The following is an 18,401-nucleotide window of genomic DNA, read 5'->3' on the forward strand; positions in this document are numbered from 1 at the left end:
GGCGGGAACGGTGTTCCTCAATCGAGTGGCATCGTGATTCGCGGCCCCGCCGCCGCTTGCCCCCGGAGCGCCGCCCGGCTGCGCCCGGGCGACGCCGGGCCTTCAGGCAGGACAGAGACGTGAGCACCAATACCGACCCTCGTCCCTCCATCCGCTTCCGCGGCCGCAACTTCCTCGCGCTCGTCGTCGCGCCCGATCCGCCGCTCGACAAGTGGTACCAGGACCTCGATTCCTGGCTTGCCCGCGCGCCGGCGTTTTTCATGGGCCGGCCGGTGATCCTCGATCTCTCCGCCGTGGCGCTGGACAAGGCCGGCATCGCCGCGCTCGTGCAGCAGTTGCAGGCCCGCAACGTGCGCGTGATGGGCATCGACGGCGCGGAGGTCGAGTGGCTCGGCCTCGGCATCCCGCCGAGCCTCGTCGGCGGCAAGGGCGAGCCCGCGCCGGCGGTCGCCGCCGAGCAGGCCCACGCGCACGCGGTGGCGCCGTCCGACGGCGAGCCCAGCTCGCTGGTCGTCGACGGCGCCGTGCGCAGCGGCCAGTCGATCTATTTCCCGCGCGGCGACGTCACCGTCGTCGGCGCGGTGCAGTCGGGCGCGGAGATCGTCGCCGGCGGCTCCATCACCGTGCACGGGGCGCTGCGCGGCCGGGCTATCGCCGGCGCGTCGGGCAACGACAAGGCGCGTATCTTCTGCCGCAAGTTCGAGGCCGAGTTCCTGTGCATCGACGGGTACTATCTCGACGCGGACTCGCTGGACCCCCGGCTGCACGGCAAGCCGGTGCAGGCGCGCCTCGACGGCGGCCGCCTGATCACCGAGCCGATGGACTGACGCGGTTCGCCGCATCGCCGACGCGACGCGCATGAAAAAGGCCGCCGGGCGAACCCGGCGGCCTTTTCGCATCAAATTGGCGCGCGCGACTACTTCTTGGCGCGGGCCTTCACCGACTTCTTGCGCTGCTGGCCGAGGCCCATGCTCTTGGCGAGCGCGGAGCGGGCGGCGGCGTAGTTCGGGGCGACCATCGGATAGTCGCTCGGCAGGCCCCACTTGGCGCGGTATTCGTCCGCCGTCATGCCGTAGGCCGTGCGCAGATGCCGCTTCAGCGACTTGAACTGGCGGCCGTCCTCAAGGCAGACGATGTAGTCCGGCATCACCGACTTCTTGACCGGAACGGCCGGCTTCAGTTCGACCGGGGCAGGCTCGGCCGCGCCGCTCTGCAAGGTCAGCAGCGCCTTATGCACGTCGTTGATGAGGCTGGGCAGTTCGCCCGAAACGACTGTGTTGTTGCTGACATAGGCGGAAACGATATCCACCGCGAGTTCGAGCACGGGCGCGGGAGACGCGGACTGATCCATGATGACGGGGCTTCCCAAAGGTGAGTTGATAATGGAGTGATGTGCTCCATTTCGAATCCGTTTTCAAGAGGGGCTTTCGCAATCACGCAAAATTAAAACATCTCCGGATGGCGCAAGATGGCAAGTATTGGTGGGCCTGTATCCCCTGTCTGCCCCTCTGCAACCAACCGTCGCAAACCGCCATGTCGCGCGGTTATTTTTTAACGATATCCGCGCCAATCTTACCGATATGTAATGGCAGCTCGCTGCGCCGGACAGTGGTGCCGAAACCTGCATTTGACATTTCGCGCCAGATGCACGGGGCCGAGCGGCGGTCGCCGCGGCCGCGAACACTTTGTGAATCGCCGTTAACGGGCGCGCTTGATTGGAGGGCGAGACGAATTCTCGCGGCTTGTGAATTGTCAAGACTTTCCGCGAACTCGTGACGCCGCCGTTCAACCTTGTGTCGGCGCGAAGCGAGCGACCAGTTCGTGCGCGTCTCCCGGGTAGGTCAGCCGCACGAAGGTGACGGGGCGCTCGGCGCTCCAGGTGCGCCGCTCGACGGCGAGGCAGGCCGCGCCCTCCGCCATGCTGAACAGCGCCGCCGCGTCGCGATCCGCGCCGACGGCCCGGATCCGGTGCTCGGCGCTGGTCCACGGCACGCGCCCGACCAGCCACGCGCCGGGGGCGACCTCGTCGAACCGCTCTTCGGCCGCCTCGGGCACGGCGTCGAGGCTGATCAGGCGCTCCTCCCGGCAGAACGGCCGCGCGCCGGCGAAGTGGACGCAGCCGAGCTCCAGCACGGGCGCGCCGGCTTGCAGGTCGATCAGCGCGCGGTCGGCCCCGGCCGCCCGGCGTCGGCGGCGCACCGTCACCTCGTAGCGATAGGGCAGGCCGAGCGCGGCGACCTCGGTGCGGATGTCGCGGATGTCGAGCACGGCGGATTGGGTCAGCGGCCGGCTGACGAAGCTGCCCGCCCTTCGCCGGCGCTCGATCAGGCCGCCCGCCGCGAGCTGGGTCAGCACCTTGTTCACCGTCATGCGCGAGACGCCGTAATGGGCGGTCAGCTCGTGCTCCGACGGGATGCGGTGACCCGGCGGCCACGCGCCGGACAGGATCTTGTCCTCGATCTCGCCGAGGATCGACTGGTGCAGGGATTGCGGCCGCGTCATGGATCAGCGCGAGGCCAGGTCCGCCATCACGCGGCGGAAACGCTCCGCGACGCGCTCGCGCTCGACGTGGCGGCCGGCTTCGACGCGCTTGCGGCCCGCCGTCCAGACGCTGTCGACGCCCGTGCCGCGCGCCGAGAACACCAGGCTGTCGAGCAGGGCGTCGCCGCCGCGGCCGGCGAACGCGACATCGTCGACGTCGAGCGACACCATGTCGGCCGGCGCGCCCGGCGCGAGGCCGCAAAGCGGCGCGCCCAGCGCCGCCGCGCCGCCGGCGAGCGCCGCGTCGAACAGGAAGCGCCCGGTCGAGCCGCCGGGCTGGGCCAGCACGTTGCGGGCGCGCAGCTTGAGGCGCTGCGAATATTCGAGCTGGCGCAACTCGTCGCCGAGCCCGACCAGCACGTTGGAATCCGAGCCGATGCCGAAGCGCCCGCCGGCCGCGACGAAACGGCTGGCGTCGAACACGCCGTCGCCGAGGCTGGCCTCGGTGATCGGGCACAGGCCGACCGTCGCGCCGCGTCGCACCACGGCCTCGTTCTCCTCCCCGGTCATGTGCGTGGCGTGGATCAGGCACCAGCGTGGGTCGACGGCGGCGTGCTCCAGCAGCCACTGCACCGGGCGCGCGCCCGACCATGTGCGGCAGTCCTCCACCTCGCGCATCTGCTCGGCGACATGGATGTGGATCGGCCCGCCGCCCGCCATGTCGAGCACATGGCCCAGCTCGTCCGGCGTCACCGCGCGCAGGCTGTGGGGCGCGACGCCGACAACGCCGCCCGGAAGCGCGGCGACGGCGGCGCGGCTCTCCTCCAGCAGCCGCGCGTACAAGTCGAGCCCGCAGACGAAGCGGCGCTGCAGAGGCGAGGGCGCGATGCCGCCGAAGCCGGCATGGGCGTAGAACACGGGCAGCAGGGTGAGGCCGATACCGGTGTCTCCCGCCGCCGCGACGATGCGTTGCGCCATCTCGGCGGGGGCGGCGTAAGGCTGGCCGTTGCGGTCGTGATGCAAATAGTGGAACTCGCCGACGCGGCCGAACCCCGCTTCCAGCATCTCGACATAGAGCTGCGCCGCGACGGCCTCCACCTGCTCCGGCGTCATCGACAGGGCGAAGCGGTACATCGTGTCGCGCCAGCTCCAGAAGCTGTCCGCCGAACTTCCCCGCGTCTCCGCCAGCCCCGCCATGCCGCGCTGGAAGGCGTGGCTGTGGACATTGCCCACGGCCGGCAGCAGCACCGCGCAAACTTCGTCGTTGGCCTCGGCCGCCGCGTTCGCCTGGACGGAGGCGATGCGGCCGTCCTCGACGACGATTCGAACGTCGCGCAGCCATCCGGAAGGGGTCAGCGCCTGGCCGGCGTGCAGGGTCGTCATTCGTGTCTCCCGCCCAAGATCCACAATCGGGGTTGCGTCCGTTCGAACATTATGTCTATACAATAACGAACGACGCGAGGAACTCAAGGAGAGAATGCGCCCATGTCCGTCGCGGGCAAGGAGAACCGGGAGGAGGGCCGCGCCAGGCTGTGGACGGGCGCCCGCCTCGCCACGATGGCGGCCGGCCAGCCGGGACTGGGCATCGTCGAGGACGGCGCCGTCCTCGCGGAGAACGGCCGCATCGTCTTCGCCGGCCGCCGCGCCGACCTGCCGGCCGCCGCCGCCGCGCGCGCCGAGACCGTCGATTGCGACGGGCGCTGGATCACGCCGGGCCTCGTCGATTGCCACACCCATCTCGTCCACGCCGGCAACCGGGCGCGCGAGTTCGAAATGCGCCTCGCCGGCGCGAGCTACGAGGAGGTGGCGCGGGCCGGCGGCGGCATCGTCTCCTCGGTGCGGGCGCTGCGCGCGGCGAGCGAGGACGACCTCGTCCGCGAGACGCTGCCGCGCCTCGACGCGCTGGCGGCCGAAGGCGTCACCACGGTCGAGGTGAAGTCCGGCTACGGCCTCGACCTCGCCAACGAGCGCAAGTCGCTCGCTGCCGCGCGCCGCCTCGGCGAGCTGCGCGACATGCGCGTGGTGACCACCTTCCTCGGCGCGCACGCTTTGCCGCCCGAAGCCGCCGGCGACAAGGACGCCTATATCGCGCAGGTCGCGGACGTCATGCTGCCGGCGCTCGCCGCGGAAGGGCTCGTCGACGCCGTCGACGGGTTCTGCGAGGGCATCGCCTTCTCGCCGGACCAGATCGCCCGCGTGTTCGAGCGGGCGCGCGGGCTCGGCCTGCCGGTGAAGCTTCACGCCGACCAGCTGTCCAACCTGCACGGCGCGGCGCTGGCGGCGCGCTACGGCGCGCTGTCGGCCGACCATCTGGAGCACACCGACGAGGACGGCGCGGCCGCCATGGCGCGGGCGGGCACGGTCGCGACGATCCTGCCCGGCGCGTTCTACTTCATCCGGGAGACGCGGCGTCCGCCGATCGACCTGTTCCGCCGCCACGGCGTGCCGATGGCGGTGGCCACGGACTGCAACCCGGGCACCGCGCCGCTCACCTCGCTGTTGCTCGCCATGAACATGGCCGCGACCCTCTTCCGCATGACGGTGGAAGAATGCCTGGCGGGCGTCACACGCGAGGCGGCCCGCGCCCTTGGCCTCTCCGCCGAGATCGGCACGCTGGAGGCCGGCAAGGCCGCCGACCTCGCCATCTGGACCGTCGAGAGCCCGGCGGAGCTCGTCTACCGCATGGGCTTCAACCCGCTTCACGCCCGCATCAGGAGGGGACAGTGACCAGCATCGTACTACGGCCCGGCGACGCCTCGCTCGCCGACTGGCGCGCCATCTATCGCGGGGCGACGCCGTCGCTCGATCCGGCCTGCGCGCGGGCCGTGGCGGCCGGCGCCGAGGCCGTGGCCCGGATCCTCGCCAGGGGCGAACCCGTCTACGGCATCAACACCGGCTTCGGAAAGCTCGCCAGCGTCCGCATCGACGACGCCGATTTGGAGACGCTTCAGCGCAACATCGTGCTGTCGCACGCGGCGGGCGTCGGCGAGCCGATGCCGCGCCCGGTGGCGCGGCTGATGATGGCGCTGAAGCTCGCCAGCCTCGCGCAGGGGGCGTCGGGCGTGCGCCCGGCCACGCTGCGGCTGCTGGAGGACATGCTGGCGCGCGACGTCGTGCCGGTCGTGCCCGCCCAGGGCTCGGTGGGCGCGTCGGGCGACCTCGCCCCGCTGGCGCACATGACGGCGGTGATGATCGGCGTCGGCGAGGCGATCACGCCCGCCGGCCGCGTGCCGGCGCGCGACGCGCTCGCGGCGGCCGGGCTCGCGCCCGTCGCCCTGGGGCCGAAGGAAGGGCTCGCGCTGCTCAACGGCACCCAGTTCTCCACGGCCAACGCGCTCGCCGGCCTGTTCGAGGCCGAGACGCTGCTGCGCGCGGCGCTGGTCACCGGCGCGCTGTCCACCGACGCGGCGCGCGGCTCCGACGCGCCGTTCGATCCGCGCATCCATCTTCTGCGCCGCCATCCGGGGCAGATCGAGACGGCGCAGGCGCTGCGCGCGCTGCTCGCCGGCAGCGCCATCCGCGCCTCGCACCTCGTCGGCGACGAGCGCGTGCAGGATCCCTATTGCCTGCGCTGCCAGCCGCAGGTGATGGGCGCGGCGCTCGACGTGCTGCGCCAGGCCGCCGCGCTGCTCGCCACCGAGGCGAACGGCGTGTCGGACAACCCGCTGATTTTCGCCGAGGACGGCGAGGCGCTGTCGGGCGGCAACTTCCACGCCGAGCCGGTGGCCTTCGCCGCCGACATGATCGCCATGACCGTGTGCGAGATCGGCTCGCTGGCCGAGCGCCGCATCGCCATGCTGGTCGACCCGGCGCTGTCCGGGCTTCCCGCCTTCCTGACGCCGAAGCCCGGCCTCAACTCGGGCTTCATGATCCCGCAGGTCACCGCCGCCGCGCTCGTCTCCGAGAACAAGCAGCGCGCCTACCCGGCCAGCGTCGACTCCATCCCCACCTCCGCCAACCAGGAGGACCATGTGTCGATGGCCGCGCACGGCGCGCGCCGCCTCGCGCCGATGGCCGAGAACGCCTTCGCCGTGATCGGCATCGAGCTGCTGGCGGCGGCGCAGGGCTGCGACTTCCACGCGCCGCTGACATCGAGCGCCGCGCTGGAGGCGGTTCGCGGCCTCGTGCGCGGGGAGGTCGCGCATCTCTCCGACGACCGGCACATGCATCCCGACATGCAGGCCGCCATCGCGCTGGTGCGCTCCGGCGCGCTCGCCGAGGCGGCCGGCATCGCCCTGCCGGCGCTCGCGGAGGCGCGGCCATGACCCGCCCCGACTGGCTCGAGGTCGTCGAGCGCGACGCGCCGCTCCTCGTCAGCATTCCGCACACCGGCGTCGACCTGCGCGGGCTGGAGAGCCGCGTCGTGTCGCCCTGGCTGGCGCGCAAGGACGCCGACTGGTGGATCGACCGCCTCTACCGCTTCGCCGACGAGCTGGGCGCGACGGTGGTGCGGACATCCGTGTCGCGCACCGTCATCGACGTCAATCGCGATCCGTCGGGCGCGTCGCTCTACCCCGGCCAGGCGACCACCGGGCTGTGCCCGACGACAACGTTCGACGGCGAACCGCTCTACCGTGACGGCGAGGCGCCGGACGAGGCGGAGATCGCGGCGCGCCGCCGCGACTATTTCGAGCCTTACCATGCGGCCCTTCGCGAGCAGATCGGCCGTCTGCGCTCGCGCCACGACGCCATCGTGCTCTACGACTGCCACTCGATCCGCTCGGTCATTCCGCGCCTGTTCGAGGGCGAGCTGCCGGTGTTCAACCTCGGCACGAACTCGGGCGCGTCGGCCGACCTCGCGCTGGTGGACGCGATCACCGAGATTCTGCGCGCCTCGGGCCGCTCCTTCGTCGTGGACGGCCGCTTCAAGGGCGGCTGGATCACCCGCGCCTATGGCAGCCCGGAGGCGGGCGTCCACGCCCTGCAGATGGAGCTGGCCTGCCGCTTCTACATGCGCGAGAGGCCCGGCCCGGTCGATTCCGGCGCGTGGCCGACGCCCTTCGACTCCGACTTCGCCGAGCCGGCGCGCCAGACGCTGGCCCGCGTGCTCGAAACCGCGCTCGCCTTCGCGCGGGCCTGACACCCCGAACCCGAGGACACGCCGATGACCTTCAATCCGCGCATCGACAATTCCCGCGTCGTCCGCGCCGCGCATGGCGACCGGCTCAGCGCCCGCTCCTGGCTCACGGAAGCGCCGCTGCGCATGTTGATGAACAATCTCGATCCCGAGGTCGCCGAGCGGCCGGGCGAGCTCGTCGTCTATGGCGGCATCGGTCGCGCGGCCCGCGACTGGGACAGCTTCGACCGCATCGTCTCGACGCTGAAGCGGCTGGACGGAGACCAGACGCTGCTCGTGCAGTCCGGCAAGCCGGTGGGCGTGTTCCGCACCCACGCCGACGCGCCGCGCGTGCTGATCGCCAACTCGAACCTCGTGCCGCACTGGGCGACGTGGGAGCACTTCCACGAGCTCGATCGCAAGGGCCTGATGATGTACGGCCAGATGACGGCCGGCTCGTGGATCTATATCGGCTCGCAGGGCATCGTGCAGGGCACCTACGAGACCTTCGTGGAGGTCGGCCGGCGCCACTATGGCGGCGACCTGTCGGGCAAGTGGATCCTCACCGCCGGGCTCGGCGGCATGGGCGGCGCGCAGCCGCTCGCCGCCGTGATGGCCGGCGCGTCGTGCCTCGCCGTCGAGTGCCAGCCGAGCCGCATCGAGATGCGGTTGCGCACCGGCTATCTGGACGCGCAGGCGAACACGCTGGACGAGGCGCTGGCGATGATGGAGGCGTCGTGCCGCGAGCGCCGGCCGATGTCCGTCGGCCTGCTCGGCAACGCCGCCGAGGTGCTGCCGGAGCTGGTGCGCCGCGGCGTGCGTCCGGACGCCGTCACCGACCAGACCTCCGCGCACGACCCGATCAACGGCTACCTGCCGAAGGGCTGGACGCTGGCGCAGTGGCAGGAGGCGCGCGAGCGCGATCCGCGCGCCGTGGAAGCGGCGGCGCGGGCCTCGATGGCGGAGCACGTGCGCGCCATGCTCGACTTCCACCGCCAGGGCGTGCCGACCTTCGACTACGGCAACAACATCCGGCAGATGGCGAAGGAGGAGGGCGTGCTGGACGCGTTCGACTTCCCGGGCTTCGTGCCGGCCTATATCCGGCCGCTGTTCTGCCGCGGCGTCGGGCCGTTCCGCTGGTGCGCGCTGTCGGGCGACCCGGAGGACATCCACCGCACCGACGAGAAGGTGAAGGAGCTGCTGCCCGACGACGCGCATCTCCACAACTGGCTCGACATGGCGCGCAAGCGCATCCACTTCCAGGGCCTTCCGGCGCGCATCTGCTGGGTCGGGCTCGGCGACCGCCACCGCCTCGGCCTCGCCTTCAACGAGATGGTGGCGCGCGGCGAGCTGAAGGCCCCCGTGGTGATCGGGCGCGACCATCTCGACTCCGGCTCGGTGGCTTCGCCCAACCGCGAGACGGAGGCGATGCGCGACGGCTCGGACGCGGTGTCGGACTGGCCGCTGCTTAACGCCCTGCTCAACTGCGCCTCGGGCGCGACCTGGGTGTCGCTGCACCACGGCGGCGGCGTCGGCATGGGCTTCTCCCAGCACTCGGGCATGGTCGTCGTCTGCGACGGCACGAAGGAAGCGGCCGCGCGGGTCGGCCGCGTGCTGTGGAACGACCCGGCCACGGGCGTGATGCGGCACGCCGACGCGGGCTACGACATCGCGCTCGATTGCGCCCGCCGGCACGGGCTCGACCTGCCGGGCATCCTGGGATGACGTTCGGCCGCCTGGTTCGCGCGGCGGAGGGACGTCCCGCGCCGTGGAAGAACGGTCGCGGGACGACGGTCGAGATCGCGGTCGGGCCCGTGGGGGCGGGCTTCGACGATTTCGACTGGCGCGTGAGCCGGGCGACCATCGCCGCCGACGGTCCGTTCTCGACGCTTCAGGGCGTCGACCGCGGCTTCGCGCCGCTGGACGGATCGGGCGTGCGGCTGACGGTGGAGGGCAGGGGGACGGTCGCGCTGCGGCCGGGCTCTCCACCGTTCGAATTCGACGGCGGCGCGGCGGCGGTCGCGCGCCTGATCGACGGGCCGGTGACGGCCCTGAACGTGATGACGCGGCGGGGGCGCTGCGCGCACCGCCTGTTCCTGCATGGCGAGGGCCCGCTCGCGCCGGCCGCCGGCTTCGCGGCGGCGCTCGTTTGCCTGGGCGAGACGGCGCGGCTGCGGGGCGGGCCCGAGCTGCGCCGCCTCGACACGCTGGTCGCCGAGGACGGGCGCTGGCCCGACTGGAGCGTCGAGGCCGCCCCGGGAGGCTGCCTCGTCGCGCTGATCGTGGCGGCGGCGCGGAGCTGAGCCCCGCGCCTACATGGGACGCGGGTGGGCCGGCTCGGGCCGGCTCGGCGGCGGCGTCACGGCCGGCGCGGCGCGCATGTCGTCCGGCTTGACGAGATCGCGAGCCGCGCCGCGCGAGGCGGACAGCCCCTTCGGATAGCCGCTGCGGTTGCCGTAGTCGCGCGGGCGGCCCGAGCGCCGCGTCTTGCCGCGCAGGCTGGCGGCGGTCGCCGCGTCGAGCAGCGTGACGCCGAGCACCAGCGCCAGCGCCGCGGCGGCGTTGCCGCGCTTCGGGTTGTCCTCGCGCATTGCCCCCATCAGCGTCGCGACGTCGAGCCCGTCGCCGGCGACGCGGCTCCACAGGCCGAGCTCGCGGTCGACCGACAGCGACATGACGCCGGCGGCGATCTCGCGGGCGCCGTAGGCGCGCACGAGATCCTCGCGGCCTTCCATGCCCAGCGCGCGGGTGATGCTGTGGGGGGCGAGCAATTCGGCCAACCCCAGCCCCAGGCTGAACCAGCCGAGCCCGCGCGCCATGCGGTCTTGCGAGCCCAAAGAGCTCGGGCCGGTGGAGAGGATGCGCGGGTCGCCCTCGTTGCGGGACATGTTGGCGAGATAGGTCATGGCTGAGCTCCCGTTCACGGCTTGAGGACGACCTTGACGCAGCTGTCGCGCTTGTCCCGGAACACGTTGTACATCTCCGGCCCGTCCTCGAGCCGCGCGGTGTGGGTGATGACGAAGGAGGGATCGATCTGCCCCTCCTCGATGCGGCGGACGAGATCGTCGGTCCAGCGGTTCACGTGGGTCTGGCCCATGCGGAAGGTCAGGCCCTTGTTCATCGCGACACCCATCGGGATCTTGTCGACGAGCCCGCTATAGACGCCGGGGATGGAGATGACGCCGGCTGGCCGGCACACGTAGATCATCTCGCGCAGCACGTGCGGGCGGTCGCTTTCCAGCATCATCATCTGCTTGGCGCGGTCGTAGATCGTGTCTGGCTGGCTCAGCCCGACATGGCTCTCCATGCCGATGGCGTCGATGCACTTGTCCGGGCCCTTGCCGCCCGTCAGCTCGTTCAGCCGCTCGACGACGCTCTCCTCCTCGAAGTCGATGGTGATCGCGCCGCCCGCGCGCGCCATCGACAGGCGCTCCGGCAGGCAGTCGATCGCCACGACCTGCCTCGCGCCGAGCAGCACGGCCGAGCGGATCGCCATCTGGCCGACGGGGCCGCAGCCCCAGATGGCCACCGTGTCGGTGGGCTGGATGTCGCACTGCACGGCGGCCTGCCAGCCGGTGGGGAGGATGTCGCCCAGGAACAGCGCCTGCTCGTCGGAGAGGCTGTCGGGCACCTTGATGTGCGTGGTGTCGGCGTAGGGGACGCGCAGATATTGCGCCTGCCCGCCGGGATAGCCGCCCGTGAGGTGGGTGTAGCCGAACAGGCCGGCGGTGGCGTGGCCGAACACCTTGTCGGCCATCGCCTTGTTGCGGTTGGTCGTCTCGCACACCGAGTAGTTGCCGCGGCGGCACTGCTCGCATTCGCCGCAGAAGATGGTGAAGGGCACGACGACGCGCTCGCCGACGCGCAGCTTGCCGTTGACGCCGCGCCCGACCTCGACCACCTCGCCCATCATCTCGTGGCCGACGATGTCGCCCGGCATCATGGCGGGGATGAAGTTGTGGAAGAGGTGCAGGTCGGAGCCGCAAATGGCGCAGCTCGTGATCTTCACGATGGCGTCACGCGAATCCTGGATCTCGGGGTCGGTGACGCTGTCGCACCGTATGTCTTCCTTGCCGTGCCAGACGAGGGCTTTCATCGCGTTCTCCTGAATGCGCCGGGGCGGCCTGCGGCGCGCCGAGTGGAGCTGAACGCGATGCGTGGTCGGCTGTTCCCAAGGCTCAGACCGAGGTTCGCTTGGTTCGGTCTTGACGGCCGTCAAGCCCGCGCGCCGGGGTGCGGCTTTGTTCGAAGGAGTTATTGCCAGCGCGCCCCCGCCGCGCATACTGCCGAGGGCGCGCCGTGGCTGCGTTTTCGTATCCAGGACGCGCGCGCGCCGGGTTGTCCGGAGGCGGGAGGCCAGTTGTGGTCATGGATTTCTTCACGCTGCCGGACGATCCGACCCGCAGGGTCATCGCGCAGGCGATGCTCGACATGTCGTTCATCTTGCTCGAGAACGATTTCGACCTCGATCACGTGCGTATCGCGAACTGCCTGACGCTCGCCCGCATCGACCGCGAATTGCTGGATTTCAGCGAGATCTCCAAGCGCACGCGCGTGCCCCGGCCCACCGTCATCCGCAAGGTCAAGGCGTGGGAGAGCGTCGGCATGGTGACGACCCAGCGCCGCGACGGCCACACCTACGTGCTGCCCACACGCCTCGGCGCCACCCATGAGCAGGCGGTGACGCGGTGGCGGGAGCTGGAGCGCGTGCTCCTGGAGGCCGCCGAGCGCCTGTCCGCGCGGCCGCCGGACGTTCCCGCGCGAAAGCGCGCCTGAGCCGAAAGGCCGGCCCCCTCAGCGGGCGCGACCGGCCGCGTGATGCACGCCGCCGAACACGACGCCGGCGGCCGAGAGGCGCTGTTCGCCGACCAGCCGTTCGCCGACCGAATCGACATAGTCGAACCGCCCCGAGTCCAGCTTCAGCAGCGACGCGTCCCCGGGCGAGCCCGGCGCGAAGGTCCCCAGCTCCTCGCGGCCGAGCGCCCGCGCCGGCGCCAGCGTCGCGGCCTCGACCACCTCCGCGAGCGGCATGCCGAGGCAGAGGAACTTCGACATCGTGGTCAGCAGGTCGAAGGCGGGGCCCTCGATGCATAGTGCGTGAACGTCGCTGGAAATGCAGTCCGGCTTGAAGCCGTTGGCGAGCATGGTGCGGGCGACGGCGAAGGAGAACGAGCCCATGCCGTGGCCGATGTCGAAGATCACGCCGCGGGCGCGCGCGTCCAGCACGCAGTCGAGCACCTTGCCGTCCGGCCCCGCCGCGCAGTTCGGGAACGGCCGGAAGCAGTGGGTGAGGATGTCGCCCTTGCGCAGCCGCGCCAGCACGTCCGGCAGCATGGGCGGCGGCTCGTCGATATGCACCATCATCGGCATGCCGATCTCCTCGGCCGCCTGCCGGGCGATGTCGAGCGGGGCGAGGCCGGAGAAGCCGCTGGCGTTGCGGCCGACGCGAACCTTGACCCCGGCGATGACGTCGCGATTGGCGCGCGCCACCTCGACCGTGTCGATCGGCGCCATCAGCCGCATGTCGCCGGATTCTCCCACCATCACGCGCTTCGAGAAGCCGTAGATGCCGGCGAAGGAGATGTTCAGGTAGGCGATGATGCGGACCGGCGCGCGCTCGATGACGTGCTCGCGGAACCCCTTGAAGTTGCCCGGGCCGGCGCTGCCCGTGTCGACCAGCGTGGTCACGGCCCCCTCGCGGAACAGGCGCATGGCGTCGACGCCGAGCGAGGTTCCGCCGTCATAGACGTGGGTGTGCAGGTCGATCAGCCCCGGCGTGACGATGCATCCGCCGGCGTCGACCACGGTCGCGCCTTCATGGGTCCGCAGGTCACGCCCGACGGCGGCGACCTTTCCGCCGGAAAACGCGACGTCCATCACGCCGTCGAGCTTCTGGGACGGGTCGACGACGTGGCCGCCGCGCAGGATGAGGTCGTTTGTCATGACGGGCGTCTCCGGGGTGAGGCGTCGGGCGCTCAGAAGCGCACGCCGAGATAGGTGCGGTCGTCCGCGAAGGCCTGGCGGGTCGAGCCCTTGGGCGACAGATGCAGCCGCACCTTCTCCCTGTCCTCCCGTTCGACGCGGCGGAACGCGTCCTCCCACGCGGCGACGCCGAAGCCCTCGCCCGGCGCGAAATAGCCGTCCGTGAAGAGTTCGATGGCGTCGACGCCGTCGAGCGCGACCTGCTCGCGGTGGACGAGGCGTTCCGGCACGTCGAAGCCGTCGAGGCAGGAATAGCCGAGCGCCTCGTCGCTCTCGTTCTGGTAGTCGCCCTGGGCGTTGACGATGCCGCCGCGCACGAGCTTCTCGATGTCGGCGCGCGGCGCGTGCGGCAGGCGCTCGGCGTTGGCGGCCAGGGCGCGCTCCTCGATGCGCGCCAGATGCGCCGTGTCGAGGTGCGGCGCGAGCCCGAGTTCCGGAACCTGCGACGTGCCGTGCCAGGCGATCTGGCGCGACAGCTTCTCGCGCAAGTCCGGGTCCTGCGTCACTTCGCCGATGATCGGCCAGGCCTGCTGGCGCAGCGTGGAGGTGATGAGGTCGAGGTCCTTCTCCACCTGCACGACCCGCCCGCCGAGCCGCACGCCGCTGTCGCCGACGAGCGTCACGTCGGCGACGCCGTCGTGCAGCGTGACGAGGGCGAGCGTCGCCGAGAAGCGGTTGTGCCGCTCGTGTCGGGCGCGCTCGGCCATGCCGTGGCGTTCGTAGCCCTCGCGCAGGGCCCGCGTCAGGGCGCGCACGACGGCCATGCCGTCGTCGAGCGGCGCGCCCGGCGCGCTCAGGATGCGCTCCAGCGCCGCCTCCACCGTGGCCGCGGCGTACTGGCCCGAGAGCATGCCGTCATAGCGCGCGCCGGTGCGCGCCGTAGCGCCGTCGATGACGGCGTAGGCGCGCCCGGGCAGCACGACGAAACGATCCTCGTTGGCCTGAGGCGCCCGAGGGTCCTTGGCCTGGGTGAAGGCTTCCAGGAGCATGATGGACCTCAGCGGTCCGCCAGCGCCTTCTTCCAGGCGTTGAGCCAGGCCGTGCGGTTCTGCGCCACCGTCTTCATGTCGTAGTTGATCAGCTTGATCTCGTTCATCGGCTTGAGGCCGGTGGCGTTGACGTCCGTGCGCACGGAGCGGCGTCCGATCTCGGCGACCAGGATCTCCTGCACGGGCTTCGAGAGCAGCCAGTCGATGAAGGCCTTGCCGTTATCCGGGTTCGGCCCGCCCTTCACCAGCGCGATGCCGTCGGCCACGGTCGAGGTGCCGTCCTCGGGATAGACGATCGCCACGTTGCCGCCGTTGCGCACGTATTCGAGCGCGTTGTCCTCGAGCGTGATGCCGACCAGCGCCTCGCCATCGTTGACGAAGCGCACCACCGCGCCGGAGCTGTCCGACAGGGCGAAATTGGCCAGGATGCCCTTGTAGACGTCCCAGCCCTTGTCGCCGTAGCCGAGCAGCACGGTCGCCAGCTGCTGGAACGACGAGCCCGACGAATCGGCCCGCGCGGAGGAGATCTTGCCCTTCCACTTCGGGTCGGCGAGGTCCTTCCAGGTCTTCGGGTAGTCGGCCGGCTTGAGCTGCTTGGTGTTGACCGCGAATACGGCCAGGATGCCCGTGTAGGGCAGCCACTCGGGGCTCACCTTGTAGGCCGGGTTGAGGACGGCGGCTTCCTTCGGCTGGTAGGTCGCCAAAAGGTCCTTGTTGTCCTCCAGCGACTCGCCGCCGATGCTCCAGATCACGTCGGCCTTGGGCGCGGACGCCTCGGCGCGCACGCGCTTGATGATGTCGCCCGAGCCCGCCTTGACGACATCGAGCTTGATGCCGGTCTCCTTCTCGAAACGCGGCTGCAGCGCGTTGACGATGCTGGTGTTGTGGGCCGTGTAGACGGTGACGCGCTTTTCCTGCGCGAGGGCCCCCGTCGCGAACGCCGCGAGAACGACGCCCGCCAGCACTGCCTTTTTCATCATTCGCTCCCTTTGGATGTTCTTGCCCGACGCGGCGAGCATCGTGCATTGTGACAGTCATTTGTAAAGTGTGACAGCGGCTTGGCCGCGGTCCCCGTGCATCCCCGCACGACGAGAGAGAGCCCGCGTGTCGCGTCTGGACATCAGGACCATTGAAAAGAGCTTCGGGGACGTTCGCGTCCTCAAGGGCGTCGACCTGACGGTCGAGTCGGGCGAGTTCTTCACGCTGCTCGGGCCGAGCGGATGCGGCAAGACGACCCTGCTGCGCATCATCGCCGGCTTCCAGCGGCAGGACGCCGGCGAGATCGTCGTCGACGGGGACCGCATCGACGCCCGGCCGGCGCACAAGCGCGACATCGGCATGGTGTTCCAGGACTACGCGGTGTTCCCGCACCTTACGGTGGCCGAGAACATCGCCTTCGGGCTGCGCGCCCGGCGCATGGGCGACGCGGACGTGCGCGCCCGGGTCGACGAGGGGCTGCGCATGGTGCGGCTCGAAGGCCTCGGCCAGCGCCTGCCCTCCGAGCTCTCCGGCGGCCAGCAGCAGCGCGTCGGGCTCGCCCGGGCCATGGCGATCCGGCCCAAGCTGCTGCTGATGGACGAGCCTCTGTCCAACCTCGACGCGAAGCTGCGCGTCGACCTGCGCGAGGACATCCGCGACATCCAGAAGCGGCTCGGCATCACCACCATCTACGTCACCCACGACCAGGAGGAGGCGCTGGCGATCTCCGACCGCATCTGCGTGATGGACCGGGGCGTGGTGGAGCAGGTGGGCACGCCGTTCGAGGTCTACCGCGCGCCCCGTCGGCGCTTCGCGGCGGCCTTCGTCGGCACCATGAACTTCGTCGCCGCCGACTCGGACGGGGGACGCGTCCGCATCGGCCCGCTGACGCTGCCGGTCGCCGCGCCGGCGCGGGACGGCTTCCAGCTGGCGATCCGTCCGGAAAACGTGGTGGTGGGCGCCCCGACCGACGGCGACGCGCGCGGCGCGATCCGCCTCGAAGGGGCGGTGCGCAAGATCACCTTCCTGGGGCGCGAGGCGCACTACACGCTGAGCACGCCGGTCGGCGAGATCGTGGCGCAGGTGGCGGACCCGACCCGCGAATTGCTGGATGTCGAGGGCCGCACCATCGCGATCGCGCTGCCCTACGACAAGGTGGTGCTGTTCACCGCCGAGGGCGACGCAACGCCGTTCGGGGCCGCGACGTGAAGGGCGCGGGGGGAGCGCTGTCGCGGGCCTTCGGCGGCGGAACGGCGCGCCGGGGGTTCGACCCCTGGATTCTCGTGCTGGTCGGCGCGTGGGCCATCGTCGCGCTGCTGTTGATCTGGCCGCTGTGGTCGGTGCTGATGGCGAGCTTCCGCGACAACGACACCGGGGCGCTGTCGCTCACCAACTACATCGACGTCTTCACGCTGCGCTCCTATCGCCGCGCCATCGGCAACACGCTGCTCGCCGGGCTCGGCGGCATGGCGGGGGCGCTCGTGCTGGGCGTGACGCTGGCGCTCGTCACCACGCGCTTCCGCATTCGCGGCCGGGTGCTCATCCAGATCCTGGCGGTGGTGGCGCTGGTGTCGCCGCCGTTCATCGGGGCCTATGCGTGGATCGTGCTGTTCGGCGCCAACGGGGTGGTGCGGCAGGGTCTCGCCTCTGTCGGTATCGACATCCCCACCATCTACGGCGCGACGGGCGTCATCCTCGTCTTCGCGTTCAAGTTCTTTCCCCACGTCTTCCTCATCACCTCCGGCGCGCTGGGGGCGGTGAACCGCTCGGTGGAGGAAGCCGCCGAGGGGCTGGGGCTGTCGCCGCTGCGCCGCCTGTTCAAGGTGACGTTCCCGCTCATCCTGCCGTCGATCACGGCGGCCGCGCTGCTCACCTTCGTGCTGTCCATCGCCGACTTCGGCACGCCACGGCTGATCGGGCGCGACTTCAACGTGCTGGCGACGGAAGCCTTCATGCTGTTCGGCACCGAGATGGGCGGCAATCCCGGCATGGCCTCGGCGCTGAGCATGGTGCTGATCGGCCTGTCGATGGCCCTGGTGCTGCTGCAGCGGCGCGTGACGCGGCGGGACGTCTACGCCGGCAATCTGATGCGCAAGCCGTTCGTGCGCGAGGCGACGGGCTGGCGCGGCGTGGCGCTGCACGTCGTCGCCTACGCCATCGTCCTGGTAGGCGCGCTGCCCGCGATCACCGCCGTGATCTTCTCGTTCCGCCGCACGAGCGGGCCGGTATTCCAGCCCGGCGTGAGCCTGCAGAGCTACGAGCGCGTGATCTCGACCGTGTCGACGCCGGTGTGGAACACGCTGGTCTATTCCAGCGCCTCGGTGTTCGCCATCGTGGTGGCGGGCACGCTCATCGGCTACCTTGTCAGCCGCCGCCCGCAGCCGGCGACGGCCGCCCTCGACGGCATGCTGATGGTGCCCTACGTCGTGCCCGGCATCGTGATGGGCATCGCCATCATCACGCGGTTCAACGGTCCCCCGCTGGAGCTCACCGGCACCGGCCTCGTCATCGTCATGGCCGTCTTCATCCGCAGGCTGCCCTACTCGGCGCGCTCGGCGGCGGCCGCCCTGAAGCAGCTCAGCCCGAGCCTCGAGGAGGCGGCGATCAGCCTCGGCTATTCGCCGGCGCGCGCCTTCCTGCGCGTCACCGTGCCGCTGATCGGGCCGGGCATCCTGGCCGGCGCGCTGATGAGCCTCGTCACCGCGATGAACGAGCTGTCGTCCTCGCTCGTGCTCTATGTCGGCAGCACGGTGACGATGCCGGTGCGCATCTATCTCGCGGTGCTGGACGGCGAGTACGGGCTGGCCTCGGCGCTGTCGAGCATCCTGCTCGTGCTGACGGTGGCGGCGGTGGCCGGCGCGTTCCTTCTGTCGGGCCGCAAGCAGAGCTCGCTTCTCTAGGCCGTCGTCGCGGGA

17 protein-coding genes are annotated in these 18,401 nt (G+C 71.0%); 9 read left to right on the forward strand and 8 right to left on the reverse strand.

Annotation, left to right across the window (positions count from 1 at the left end):
• Positions 1-119 precede the first annotated feature (119 nt).
• The gene (gene minC / locus NK718_RS01070; protein WP_254737698.1) at positions 120-827 is read left to right on the forward strand and encodes a septum site-determining protein MinC; all 708 of its coding nucleotides are present in this window, start codon (positions 120-122) and stop codon (positions 825-827) included.
• 89 nt (positions 828-916) lie between these two features.
• On the opposite strand, the gene NK718_RS01075 is transcribed toward minC, so the two are convergent.
• The 3 genes from NK718_RS01075 to NK718_RS01085 form a co-directional block, all read right to left on the reverse strand.
• Complete coding sequence (locus NK718_RS01075) at positions 917-1,351, reverse strand: Ros/MucR family transcriptional regulator (protein ID WP_254737700.1); 435 nt, start codon at positions 1,349-1,351, stop codon at positions 917-919.
• Between the two features lie 434 nt (positions 1,352-1,785).
• On the reverse strand, positions 1,786-2,502 hold the full coding sequence (gene hutC / locus NK718_RS01080) for a histidine utilization transcriptional repressor HutC (RefSeq protein ID WP_254737702.1): 717 nt from the start codon (positions 2,500-2,502) through the stop codon (positions 1,786-1,788).
• A gap of 3 nt (positions 2,503-2,505) precedes the next feature.
• Complete coding sequence (locus NK718_RS01085; RefSeq protein WP_254737704.1) at positions 2,506-3,864, reverse strand: formimidoylglutamate deiminase; 1,359 nt, start codon at positions 3,862-3,864, stop codon at positions 2,506-2,508.
• A gap of 102 nt (positions 3,865-3,966) precedes the next feature.
• On the opposite strand from NK718_RS01085, the gene hutI reads away from it, so the two are divergent.
• The 5 genes from hutI to NK718_RS01110 are packed head-to-tail and all read left to right on the forward strand — an operon-like array spanning position 3,967 to position 9,840.
• Positions 3,967-5,208 carry an imidazolonepropionase gene (gene hutI, locus NK718_RS01090; RefSeq protein ID WP_254737706.1) on the forward strand — a complete coding sequence of 414 codons (1,242 nt, stop codon included), beginning with the start codon at positions 3,967-3,969 and terminating at the stop codon, positions 5,206-5,208.
• Positions 5,205-6,746 (forward strand): histidine ammonia-lyase, encoded by a 1,542-nt coding sequence (gene hutH / locus NK718_RS01095; RefSeq protein WP_254737708.1) that lies wholly within the window; start codon positions 5,205-5,207, stop codon positions 6,744-6,746. The genes hutI and hutH overlap by 4 nt, the downstream gene beginning before the upstream one ends.
• On the forward strand, positions 6,743-7,561 hold the full coding sequence (hutG, locus tag NK718_RS01100) for an N-formylglutamate deformylase (RefSeq protein ID WP_254737710.1): 819 nt from the start codon (positions 6,743-6,745) through the stop codon (positions 7,559-7,561). Before hutH ends, hutG begins: the two co-directional genes overlap by 4 nt.
• Before the next feature lie 24 nt (positions 7,562-7,585).
• The gene (gene hutU / locus NK718_RS01105) at positions 7,586-9,262 is read left to right on the forward strand and encodes a urocanate hydratase (protein WP_254737712.1); all 1,677 of its coding nucleotides are present in this window, start codon (positions 7,586-7,588) and stop codon (positions 9,260-9,262) included.
• Positions 9,259-9,840, forward strand: coding sequence for a HutD/Ves family protein (locus tag NK718_RS01110; RefSeq protein WP_254737714.1), 582 nt, complete (start codon positions 9,259-9,261; stop codon positions 9,838-9,840). Before hutU ends, NK718_RS01110 begins: the two co-directional genes overlap by 4 nt.
• A gap of 9 nt (positions 9,841-9,849) precedes the next feature.
• Here the strand turns inward: NK718_RS01110 and NK718_RS01115 are convergent, their stop codons facing one another.
• Complete coding sequence (locus tag NK718_RS01115) at positions 9,850-10,443, reverse strand: hypothetical protein (protein WP_254737726.1); 594 nt, start codon at positions 10,441-10,443, stop codon at positions 9,850-9,852.
• Positions 10,444-10,457: 14 nt separating this feature from the next.
• Positions 10,458-11,633: a zinc-dependent alcohol dehydrogenase gene (locus NK718_RS01120; protein ID WP_254737728.1), complete on the reverse strand. Its 1,176-nt coding sequence runs from the start codon at positions 11,631-11,633 to the stop codon at positions 10,458-10,460.
• 272 nt (positions 11,634-11,905) lie between these two features.
• Between NK718_RS01120 and NK718_RS01125 the strand changes: the two genes are divergently transcribed.
• On the forward strand, positions 11,906-12,313 hold the full coding sequence (locus NK718_RS01125; RefSeq protein ID WP_254737730.1) for a hypothetical protein: 408 nt from the start codon (positions 11,906-11,908) through the stop codon (positions 12,311-12,313).
• 18 nt (positions 12,314-12,331) lie between these two features.
• Here the strand turns inward: NK718_RS01125 and NK718_RS01130 are convergent, their stop codons facing one another.
• Genes NK718_RS01130 through NK718_RS01140 form a run of 3 tightly spaced genes read right to left on the reverse strand, consistent with a single transcriptional unit; the run spans position 12,332 to position 15,485 of the window.
• Positions 12,332-13,480, reverse strand: coding sequence for an amidohydrolase/deacetylase family metallohydrolase (locus NK718_RS01130; protein WP_254737732.1), 1,149 nt, complete (start codon positions 13,478-13,480; stop codon positions 12,332-12,334).
• Positions 13,481-13,512: 32 nt separating this feature from the next.
• Positions 13,513-14,508 carry a protein phosphatase 2C domain-containing protein gene (locus tag NK718_RS01135; protein ID WP_254737734.1) on the reverse strand — a complete coding sequence of 332 codons (996 nt, stop codon included), beginning with the start codon at positions 14,506-14,508 and terminating at the stop codon, positions 13,513-13,515.
• Positions 14,509-14,516: 8 nt separating this feature from the next.
• Positions 14,517-15,485: an extracellular solute-binding protein gene (locus tag NK718_RS01140; RefSeq protein ID WP_254737736.1), complete on the reverse strand. Its 969-nt coding sequence runs from the start codon at positions 15,483-15,485 to the stop codon at positions 14,517-14,519.
• Between the two features lie 127 nt (positions 15,486-15,612).
• On the opposite strand from NK718_RS01140, the gene NK718_RS01145 reads away from it, so the two are divergent.
• Both NK718_RS01145 and NK718_RS01150 read left to right on the forward strand, forming a co-directional pair.
• On the forward strand, positions 15,613-16,695 hold the full coding sequence (locus NK718_RS01145; RefSeq protein WP_254737738.1) for an ABC transporter ATP-binding protein: 1,083 nt from the start codon (positions 15,613-15,615) through the stop codon (positions 16,693-16,695).
• Positions 16,692-18,386: an ABC transporter permease gene (locus NK718_RS01150; protein ID WP_254737740.1), complete on the forward strand. Its 1,695-nt coding sequence runs from the start codon at positions 16,692-16,694 to the stop codon at positions 18,384-18,386. The genes NK718_RS01145 and NK718_RS01150 overlap by 4 nt, the downstream gene beginning before the upstream one ends.
• Positions 18,387-18,401 lie beyond the last annotated feature (15 nt).

The sequence above is a fragment of the Alsobacter ponti genome (genome assembly GCF_024294805.1).
Lineage (GTDB): Bacteria > Pseudomonadota > Alphaproteobacteria > Rhizobiales > Beijerinckiaceae > Alsobacter > Alsobacter ponti.

Bases quoted from the DNA above. Each gene is read 5' to 3' on its own strand.
- NK718_RS01075 (WP_254737700.1), bottom strand. From the start codon at position 1,351: ATGGATCAGTCCGCGTCTCCCGCGCCCGTGCTCGAACTCGCGGTGGAT.
- hutC (WP_254737702.1), bottom strand. From the start codon at position 2,502: ATGACGCGGCCGCAATCCCTGCACCAGTCGATCCTCGGCGAGATCGAG.
- NK718_RS01085 (WP_254737704.1), bottom strand. From the start codon at position 3,864: ATGACGACCCTGCACGCCGGCCAGGCGCTGACCCCTTCCGGATGGCTG.
- hutI (WP_254737706.1), top strand. From the start codon at position 3,967: ATGTCCGTCGCGGGCAAGGAGAACCGGGAGGAGGGCCGCGCCAGGCTG.
- hutG (WP_254737710.1), top strand. From the start codon at position 6,743: ATGACCCGCCCCGACTGGCTCGAGGTCGTCGAGCGCGACGCGCCGCTC.
- hutU (WP_254737712.1), top strand. From the start codon at position 7,586: ATGACCTTCAATCCGCGCATCGACAATTCCCGCGTCGTCCGCGCCGCG.
- NK718_RS01110 (WP_254737714.1), top strand. From the start codon at position 9,259: ATGACGTTCGGCCGCCTGGTTCGCGCGGCGGAGGGACGTCCCGCGCCG.
- NK718_RS01115 (WP_254737726.1), bottom strand. From the start codon at position 10,443: ATGACCTATCTCGCCAACATGTCCCGCAACGAGGGCGACCCGCGCATC.
- NK718_RS01120 (WP_254737728.1), bottom strand. From the start codon at position 11,633: ATGAAAGCCCTCGTCTGGCACGGCAAGGAAGACATACGGTGCGACAGC.
- NK718_RS01125 (WP_254737730.1), top strand. From the start codon at position 11,906: ATGGATTTCTTCACGCTGCCGGACGATCCGACCCGCAGGGTCATCGCG.
- NK718_RS01130 (WP_254737732.1), bottom strand. From the start codon at position 13,480: ATGACAAACGACCTCATCCTGCGCGGCGGCCACGTCGTCGACCCGTCC.
- NK718_RS01135 (WP_254737734.1), bottom strand. From the start codon at position 14,508: ATGCTCCTGGAAGCCTTCACCCAGGCCAAGGACCCTCGGGCGCCTCAG.
- NK718_RS01140 (WP_254737736.1), bottom strand. From the start codon at position 15,485: ATGAAAAAGGCAGTGCTGGCGGGCGTCGTTCTCGCGGCGTTCGCGACG.